Source organism: Helicobacter canadensis MIT 98-5491, from assembly GCF_000162575.1.
Taxonomy (GTDB): domain Bacteria; phylum Campylobacterota; class Campylobacteria; order Campylobacterales; family Helicobacteraceae; genus Helicobacter_D; species Helicobacter_D canadensis.
The window spans coordinates 57,979-66,861 of sequence record NZ_CM000776.2; the positions used below are offsets into that span (position 1 = coordinate 57,979).

The following is an 8,883-nucleotide window of genomic DNA, read 5'->3' on the forward strand; positions in this document are numbered from 1 at the left end:
AATTTCATACTTTCTTTACTTTTATTTGATAAGATTTTGTTAAAACTTCTAAGGAATATTTTTGTCTAAGATTATTGCTATTATTTTGGGCTTTATTGTTTTTTGTGGATGTGCAACTCAAGTGCCAAATTACCAAGAGCTTACACAAAAGATTCCCCAAAACTTTGCTAATCAAAAAATTATTGAGCAAATTGCGGTTGCCACGCCAAGTAGCACGATTTTATCACCCAAAGAACAAATGCAAATTTTATTTGCAGATGAGGTTTTGTGGGAGTTAATGGAAATTGCAATTAAGCAAAATATGGATTTACAGATCGCACAGACAAGAATACTTCAAGCTAGAAGTCAGCTAAAGAGTGCGTGGGGAGAAATGTTTCCCAAAGTGAGTGCAAATTTAGGGGTGAATGATAGCCATACACGAGGAAGTTCTACGCAAAATAGTGCAGTGATAGAGAATTCAAGCCAAAATTCACAGATACAAGCGACACTTTCTTGGGAGGTGGATTTATTTGGGCGTTTAAATGCCGCTAAAAATGCTAAAGAATCATTGTATTATAAGAGTTTAGAAGATTTATCTAATGCACAAATTGTATTATTAGGCGATGTAGCCAATCTTTATTTTACACTAAGAGAAATGTCTTTAAATATTTTACTAACGCAAGAAAATATTTTATATTACCAAGATATATTGGAGCTTACACGACTTAAAGTTGAAAATGGTTTGCTTGATACCACAGAGCTATTTGATGCACAAGATATGCTTACAAACGAGCAAAATATACTTGAGCAGCTCAAAACTCAGCAAGAAGAGACTAAAAATGCACTTTTGGTGTTGTTAGATGTGAAGAATCTTGATTTTAATCTGCTTGGGGATTATGTTTTTGTTTCACCTAGTGCTTTTGTGCTAAATACGATTCCAGCGGATGTTTTGCTCTTTCGCCCTGATATTAAAGCCGCCATTCAAAGTCTTTATGCACAAGTTTATAACAAAGAAAATGCCAAGGCAAGTTTATTCCCTATTTTGTCTTTGAGTGCAGATTTGAGTGAAGTTTTAGGCTCTTCGAAAGGCAATGCAGGGAATTTGGCTTGGAGTTTAGCAGCAGGTCTTGCAGCTCCGATTCTAAATCGCACACAATTAACACAAAATTATTTTTTGCAAGATGCAATGCTCCAAGAATCTTATCTCACTTTGCAAAAAACTCTCAATACCGCACTTGCTGAAGTTGAAAATGCAATTTTTAATACCCAAAGTTCTCAATTACAAGTTCAAAACAACACCCAAAGACTCCAAAATGCAAAAAGCTATTATGAGTTTTCTGCTAATAGGCGTTCTATAGGCTTGATTGATGAGTTAGAATATTTAACTAATAAGGCATCTTTGAATAACTCTCAAAAAAATCTTAATACTTCTAAAAATACGCATTTAAAAGCTTTAATTACTCTTTTTAAAGCATTTGGTGGGAATCTCTACTTAACAAAGGAAACAAAATGACAAGCACACAAAGCATTTTAAACACCATTAACCCTCAAAAAAATTATAAAAAAATCTTTCTAGTTTGGGGGATTATTGGCGTTGTAGTGGCAATTTTAATAGCACTAATTTATTGGTGGAATACAAGGGAGCCAAGTATAAGCTATCAAACACAAAAGGCTTTTGTGGGCGATATTTCAAGCACCATTAGTGCTAATGGCACGCTCTCGCCAACTAATGAAGTCTCCATTGGTTCGGTTATTTCAGGAATCGTGCTTGAAGTGTTGGTTGATGTGAATGATAAAGTCAAAAAAGGTCAGATTCTAGCCAAGATTGATTCAGAGAGTATTGAGCAAGATCTCTATCGTTATCAAGCCCAGCTAGAGAGTGCTAAGGCGCAATTAAAAAGTGCAGAGGTAACTCTCCAAGAGAAGCAATGGCAATACAAGCAATATCAAAATTTATATCAAAAAACCAAGGGCAAAACTCCTTCAATTTTGGAGTTAGAAACAGCAAGAACTGCTTATAATGAGGCTTTAAGTAATGTGGAAATTAGGAAAGCGAGCATTAAAGAGATTGAGACTTCTATTCGCTCTACCCAAGTGGATTTGCGAAATTCACAAATCACAAGTCCTATAGATGGAGTAGTTTTGCAGCGTTCCATTGAGGTAGGACAGAGTGTGGCAGCTAGTTTTCAAGCACCAGAGTTTTTTATCATTGCAGAGAGTTTGGAAGAAATGGAGCTCAATGCAAGTATTTCGGAAGCGGATATTGGCAAGGTAAAAGAGGGGCAAAGTGTTGAATTTAGTGTGGATTCCTATCCTACTAAAACTTTTAAGGCGGAAGTAGATAGAGTGAATTATGGGTCTTCAAATACTTCAAGTTCTACTTCTTCAAGTTCAACCACTACGACAAGTAGTGGGATTGTAAGCTATGAAGCGAGAATCTATGTAAATAATAAAGATTTACTTTTGCGTCCAGGAATGAGTGCTACGGCTGATATTGAAGTGGCAAGTGCAAAAAATGCGCTTTTAGTGCCTTCTAGTGCCTTGTATTTTACCCCTAAAACACAAGAAGTTACTCCCAAAAGATCTCCCTTTAATCCCTTTGTGCAAATGCGTTCTAAACGCCAAAAACAAGTTGAAACTAACAACGCAGGGAAAACAATAGGATCTGTGTGGATTTTAGAAAATGGTATTCCTAAGGAAGTGGAGGTGGAAGTGGGGATTAGTGATGGACAAAATACTCAAATTTTAAGTGATTTTATTAAGTCAGATATGTTAGTGATTGTTGGACAAAAGCAAGGTGAATAAATGAGTTTTATTACCCTAAAAGACATTCACAAAAGTTATGGTAAGCCACCTAATGTTTTTGAAGCCTTACGCGGTGTGAATCTAGAAATTTCTCAAGGAGAATTTGTTGCCTTGATGGGACCTAGTGGGAGTGGAAAATCAACTATGGCAAATATCTTAGGATGCCTTGATAGCCCAAGTAGTGGAATTTATGATTTTTGTGGTGTTAATGTATGCGAATTAACGCTTAAACAAAAAGCGATTTTGAGACGACATTATATTGGTTTTATTTTTCAAGGTTTTAATCTATTGCCACGCACTACAGCTTTAGAGAATGTAGAATTGCCTTTGCTTTATCGCCAAGTTCCCAAAAAAGAGCGTATAAGATTATCTATGGAGGCTTTAGCAATGGTGGGTTTGGAGAAATGGTGCCACCATAGCAGCAATGAATTAAGTGGCGGACAGCAACAGCGTGTCGCGATTGCAAGAGCGATTGCTTCTAAACCACTTTTTTTGTTGGCTGATGAACCAACAGGTAATTTAGATACGAAAAGAAGTGTAGAAATTATGGAGATTCTATCGCGTCTAAATACTATGTCTCAAATTACAATTTTAATGGTAACTCACGAGCCAGATATGGCAAAATATGCTACGCGTGAAATTGTATTTTTAGATGGAAAGGTGCAATCTGATTCTAAAGAAAGTTCCAAAAATAGCGACTTAATCAAATCGCATTCAAAGGAAGTTTGATGATTCTTAATGCATTTTTTTTAGCTTTTAGGCAAATTAAAAGGAATTTTTTACGCGCGATTTTAACAATGCTTGGAGTTATTATTGGTGTGGGTGCAGTGATTATTATGATTACGCTTGGGAATGGCACAACTCAGGTGATTACAGAGAGAATGAGTAGCCTTGGGAGTAATATTTTGCTTGTTTTTCCAGCAAGAGATCAAACACCCGGTAAAGGTGGGCAGAAGCAGTTTATGCTTCAAGATATTGAGGATTTAAAATTACAAGTTGGGTATTTGACGCGTGCTATTGCTCCACTTGCTTCAGCAAGTGTTTTGGCGCAATTTAGACAGAGCAATACCCAAACCCAAGCACAAGGTATCAATGCAGAATATTTTATAGCTACAGATTGGGGAATAGCAGAAGGTAGGGAGTTTAGCAAAGAAGAATATCGTTCAGGTAGTAATGTTTGTATGATTGGTGAGAGTGTAAGAAAAAACCTTTTTAGTGCAAGTAATATTAATCCTCTTGGGGCGCGTATTAGGCTTGGAAGTATTGTGTGTGATTGTATTGGCATTTTAGAGAGTAAAGGACAAGGTGCTATGGGTAATGATCAAGATGATGTGATTTTATTGCCTCTTAAGACTTATCAACGCAGCATTTCAAAATCCGATTCACTTTATAATATTAGTCGTCTTATGATTTCACTTAAAGATGATGTGGATTCTACAGAGGCAGTAGGAGCGATTACAGAGGCATTAAGAGGAATTAGAAATATTAGAGAAGGGCAGAAAAATGATTTTGAAATTATGGATACAAAGCAGATTATTGAGATGATGCAAAGCACAACGGCTAATCTTACATTATTTTTGGGTGCTATTGCGGGTGTTAGTTTGATTGTTGGAGGAATTGGTATTATGAATATTATGTTGGTTTCTGTGACAGAACGCACCAAAGAAATTGGCACACGGCTAGCCATTGGAGCCTTAGAGAGTGAAGTTTTATTACAATTTTTAATTGAAGCAGTAACTCTAAGCTCGTTAGGTGGATTTATTGGAATTGTTTTGGCTTTTTTTGGATCACTTGGAATTTGCCATTTAATGGAGATTCCATTTAGTTTTGATTATGGTGTCGCTACGATTGCCTTTTTGTTTTCGGCATTCATTGGCGTTTTATTTGGCTATCTTCCTGCTAGGAGAGCTTCAAGGCTTAATCCTATTGATGCATTGAGACACGAGTAAATAGCGTTATATTTTAGTAAGGGTTGGATTCCAAGCTTTGGAGCTTATGATGACAAAATCTCCTACTTTGAAAGTTTTGGATTCTTGATTAGAGATGATAATTTTCGTGATTTCATTTCCTGTTAAAATGCTTACAATACATACAAGTCCGCTTGGTTGAATCTCTAAAATAGTTCCGCTTTGGCGAAATTTCCCGCTTGGAATTTGATTTAAAAATACTTTGCTAGGGCTGCCTTGTTTGCTAATGATTCCATTTTCCAAATACACAACATATTGAGAAAGAAAAAAGACTTCTCCAAAATTATGACTAACAAGAAAAGTTGTGAGATTTAATTGTCGATGAATTCTTAAAAGCTCTTCTTGAAGCTTTTGAGCCATTGCTGAATCAAGTGCAGAAAATGGTTCATCTAAAAGGAGTATTTTTGGATCTCTTACCAAGGCTCTTGCAAGGGCAACTCTTTGTTGTTGCCCACCACTTAACATTGAAGGTTTGAGATTTTTTAGGTTTTGTAATTCAGTAATTTCTAGTAAAAAATCAAGGCGTTTTTTATCTCCCCCTTTGGGTAAGGCAAAAAGTAGATTTTCTGCTACACTCATATTGGGAAAGAGGGCATAATCTTGAAAAACAAAGCCAACTTTTCGCTTTTGTGGAGGGAGATTGATTTTATCTTTGGAGCTAAACCAAATTTCATCTTGCACTTTAATTATTCCGCTATCTGGAGTGGTAAGTCCGCATAAGATTCGCAATATAGTGGTTTTACCTGCTCCGCTTTTTCCAAAAAGTGTGATTAAATCTTGTATTTTTAATTCGCATTGCACTTTTAAGAGTAGCTCACCTTGGGTGCTGTGTAGTTTTTTGCAAAAATCTAAGTGGATCATCGTGTGTGCTTTTTATTAAGATAGAATGTTAAAAGTAAAATGCAAAAGGTAATAATAAAAAGGCTTAGTGCGTATCGATGAGCTAAAGCATAGTTGAGTGCTTCAACTTCATCGTAAATGGCGATACTTGCTAGGCGTGTTTCTCCTGCGATATTTCCTCCTATCATCATCACAACACCAAATTCCCCAATGGTGTGTGCAAAGGAGACTACAATTCCAATTAAAATGGAATTTTTCATATTTGGCAGTAAAACTCGATATAGGATTTCAAGACGATTCTTGCCAAGACTTAGTGCGGCTTCATAGAGTGATTTTGGAATGCTAGAGAAACCTGTTTGGATTGGATTTACCATAAAAGGCAAAGTGAAGAGAATTGAAGCAACAATTAAGCCTTCAAAACTAAAAACAAGTTTGAGATTGAAAGTGTCTAATAAGAATTTCCCAAAAACATTTTGCGGACTAAAAAGAACAAGCAAATAAAAGCCAAGCACACTAGGTGGAAGCACCAAAGGCATAGAAACAATGGTTTCTAAAAAAGGCGTGATTTTACTTTTACTGAAGGCGAGAAAATAGGCAATGGGAATTGAGATTAATAAAAGCAAAAAGGTTGTGATTAACGAAACCTTAAAGGTTAGAAGCATTGTTTGTGTAAAATCCATTAGGAGATTCCTAGTAACATAATTTCATTTTCTGGAATATGCCAACAAACTTCATCGCCAACTTTCAAGCAATTTTTTGAGACAAATTCTAAGTCTGTAAGGGTTTGAATGATTCCTCCTTTTGCAGGTAAAAACTCCAAAGAAAGTTTTGTAAAAAGAGTGTCGCTTTGGATTTCTAAAATCTTAGAGTAAAAGGTATTTTTCACTCCTTCTAGTTTGAGTGCTAGAATGACATTGGTTTCTTTGAAATTAATCTCTAGCTTTTTTCCCAAAAGATCTTGTGATAATTCTTCTAGTAATAAAAGCGAGATTTCTTTGTCTTGGCTTTGTAAGACTAGCCTTGATATGCCATTGCTAGAAGAAATTGCTTTTAGAGTGCCATTAAGATTATTCAACGGCATATCCAAATTGTATAAATTTGTCTTTGGCAGGTTGGCTTAAGATATATTCTTTGAAAGCTTGTGCAAGTTTAGAACCTTTTCCGTAATTTGGGATGATAAGGGCTTGGTTAATGGGTTTATAAAGTTTTTCATCAATTGTAATAAAGCTCATTGTTGGGGTATTGATTCCATTTTCTCCAAGCATAGATAAGGCAGTGAATCCTACTTCAGCATTTTGAGATTCTACATAGGTTGTAGCAACTCCAATGCTTTCTCCCATTACAAGCTTATCTTGTATTTTTGACAATAACCCTGTAGCTTCTAGTGCTTCCATACTTGCCCTGCCATAAGGGGCTACTTTTGGATTGGGGATAGCAATGTGTGTAATTTTTGGATTGAGAATATCTGTGAATTCTGCAATTTTGAAATTTGGATGATTGCTCCATAAAACTAGTTTGCCTTTGGCATAAATTTCTTCTTTTTGTGGAGCAAGTTTCTCAGCATAGAGTTTAGCAGGATAGCTCACATCAGCTGCCACAAAGAGATGAATAGGTGCTCCATTTTTGATTTGTGCATAAGCCTTTCCGCTAGAAGTGTAGGAAATTTCTATTTGGTCATTTGGACGATTTTTTAAAAAATCATTCTTAATATCCTCTAATACATATTTGAGTGAAGCAGCCCCTAAAACTCTAATTTGTTCTGCATTGGCAAAATGTGTGCCAAGCAACAATAAAGCCCCTATAAATGCTATTTTTTTAAAACCTTTTAGCATTTTCTCTCCTTTTTATTTTATTTTTTTGTTTAATTAAATTCCTAAAATAACATGATTTGCCTTGAAACCAAACCATACCTTTTTGCCTAAAGTTAGCTCTAACTCATCGCAAGATTCTTTTGTGATGATTGCACTTAAATAAGTGTCGCCGTGTTTGATTTGTATTTGCGTATTGACTTCTCCTTTGGTTAGATTTGTGATTTCCCCATCAATGCAGTTTCTCATAGAGCCTTTGGGTTGCTCATTAAAAACCACAATCCAATTAGCTTTGATAAGTGCATAGCAAGAATCACCTACCTTTAAATTCATCTCCTTTAAAGATTCTAAAGTAATTGTGCTAATAATGCTTAATTTCCCTGCTTGAAGTGTTACTTCTGCATTAATGCTACCTAGCTTTATATGACTGATTTTTCCAAAAAATTGATTCCTTGCACTTGTTTTAATCATAGGTCTCCTTGTGGTTTGCAGTTGTTTTTGTAAGCTAAAAGCCTCTTTGATTTTTAGGTTATTCCAAGCTTGTAAGTCTTGTTCAAACATTTTGAGAAGTTCTTCATAAATATTTTCCATTTGCCTAAAGGCTTTAATTATTTCTAAGCCCTTTTGGGTAACGCTCGTGCCGCCCCCATTTTTTCCACCAAGTGCCGAAATTACAATGGGTTCATGGGAGAGTTTATTCATTGCATCGATACAATCCCAAGCGGCTTTATAGCTCATTCTCATTTCTTTAGCCGCCTTTGAGATTGAACCACTTTTATGGATTCTTTCTAAAAGTTCTACTTTTCCGTGCCCTATGAAATTTTTCCCATTTTCTTTAACCCAGATTCTACCTTCAACTTCCATTAGTTTTTGCCTTTGTAATTTGATTACTTTCATTATATTTTAAAATATATATTTTGTCAATTAAGCGTATCTCTCTGTAAAATTTGGTATTTTTTGTGATTTTTTTATAAAGTGCATTGTGGTGGAGTTTTTATAATTTAAAGCAAAATGGGGGCAAGATGGTAACACAACCATCAAAAATAAAACCATTAAATAAAGAAATAACAAATAAATGAAATTCATATTAAGGAGATTAAATTTAATAGAATCTCTTAATTTTAAGAGATTCTCTTTATTTTTTAAATGATTTATTTTTTGCTTATGGTGCTTTGGTTTTTCTCTTGCTTTTAAAATTTCAAACTAGCTAGAAATTAAAGATAATTTATTTCTAGCTAGTAACTTTTAAAACTTATACTTTATCCCCATATTTCCACTTAAGTAAGTTTCATTTTTAGAATCTACTTTTCCTGCTAAGATTTGTTTAGCTCCAATCCCTATATCTAAACTTAGACTATCATTTAAAGAGATATTTCCTCCTACAATTAATTGTCCATAAGTCTTTTTCTTCTCTTCTCCTTTAATAGAAAAAGAAGTATTAGAACCTACAAAGCTAGCTATATAATCATCTCCATTATTAACTA

The 8,883-nt window shown here is 35.0% G+C and carries 9 protein-coding genes and 1 pseudogene; 4 read left to right on the forward strand and 6 right to left on the reverse strand.

The features are described from left to right. Positions 1 to 61 precede the first annotated feature (61 nt). The 4 genes from HCAN_RS00330 to HCAN_RS00345 are packed head-to-tail and all read left to right on the forward strand — an operon-like array spanning position 62 to position 4,733. Entirely contained in the window at positions 62 to 1,492 is a 1,431-nt protein-coding gene (locus HCAN_RS00330; protein WP_006656104.1) for an efflux transporter outer membrane subunit, read from the forward strand. Beyond that, positions 1,489 to 2,784: an efflux RND transporter periplasmic adaptor subunit gene (locus tag HCAN_RS00335; protein WP_006656103.1), complete on the forward strand. Its 1,296-nt coding sequence runs from the start codon at positions 1,489 to 1,491 to the stop codon at positions 2,782 to 2,784. Before HCAN_RS00330 ends, HCAN_RS00335 begins: the two co-directional genes overlap by 4 nt. Continuing rightward, a complete protein-coding gene (locus tag HCAN_RS00340; RefSeq protein WP_006656102.1) occupies positions 2,785 to 3,513 on the forward strand; it encodes an ABC transporter ATP-binding protein in 729 nt (242 codons plus the stop codon). It begins immediately after the preceding gene. Beyond that, a complete protein-coding gene (locus HCAN_RS00345) occupies positions 3,513 to 4,733 on the forward strand; it encodes an ABC transporter permease (RefSeq protein ID WP_006656101.1) in 1,221 nt (406 codons plus the stop codon). Before HCAN_RS00340 ends, HCAN_RS00345 begins: the two co-directional genes overlap by 1 nt. A 6-nt stretch (positions 4,734 to 4,739) precedes the next feature. Here the strand turns inward: HCAN_RS00345 and HCAN_RS00350 are convergent, their stop codons facing one another. From HCAN_RS00350 to HCAN_RS08185, 6 genes and pseudogenes are all read right to left on the reverse strand, one after another. Further along, complete coding sequence (locus HCAN_RS00350; protein ID WP_006656100.1) at positions 4,740 to 5,612, reverse strand: sulfate/molybdate ABC transporter ATP-binding protein; 873 nt, start codon at positions 5,610 to 5,612, stop codon at positions 4,740 to 4,742. After that, the gene (gene modB / locus HCAN_RS00355) at positions 5,609 to 6,271 is read right to left on the reverse strand and encodes a molybdate ABC transporter permease subunit (protein WP_006656099.1); all 663 of its coding nucleotides are present in this window, start codon (positions 6,269 to 6,271) and stop codon (positions 5,609 to 5,611) included. Before modB ends, HCAN_RS00350 begins: the two co-directional genes overlap by 4 nt. Beyond that, positions 6,271 to 6,672: a hypothetical protein gene (locus HCAN_RS00360; RefSeq protein ID WP_006656098.1), complete on the reverse strand. Its 402-nt coding sequence runs from the start codon at positions 6,670 to 6,672 to the stop codon at positions 6,271 to 6,273. Before HCAN_RS00360 ends, modB begins: the two co-directional genes overlap by 1 nt. Further along, the gene (gene modA, locus HCAN_RS00365) at positions 6,659 to 7,423 is read right to left on the reverse strand and encodes a molybdate ABC transporter substrate-binding protein (protein ID WP_006656097.1); all 765 of its coding nucleotides are present in this window, start codon (positions 7,421 to 7,423) and stop codon (positions 6,659 to 6,661) included. Before modA ends, HCAN_RS00360 begins: the two co-directional genes overlap by 14 nt. Positions 7,424 to 7,456: 33 nt before the next feature. Then, entirely contained in the window at positions 7,457 to 8,263 is an 807-nt protein-coding gene (locus tag HCAN_RS00370) for a TOBE domain-containing protein (protein WP_006656096.1), read from the reverse strand. A gap of 381 nt (positions 8,264 to 8,644) precedes the next feature. Further along, positions 8,645 to 8,883, reverse strand: a pseudogene (locus HCAN_RS08185) (autotransporter outer membrane beta-barrel domain-containing protein); the annotation flags it as partial.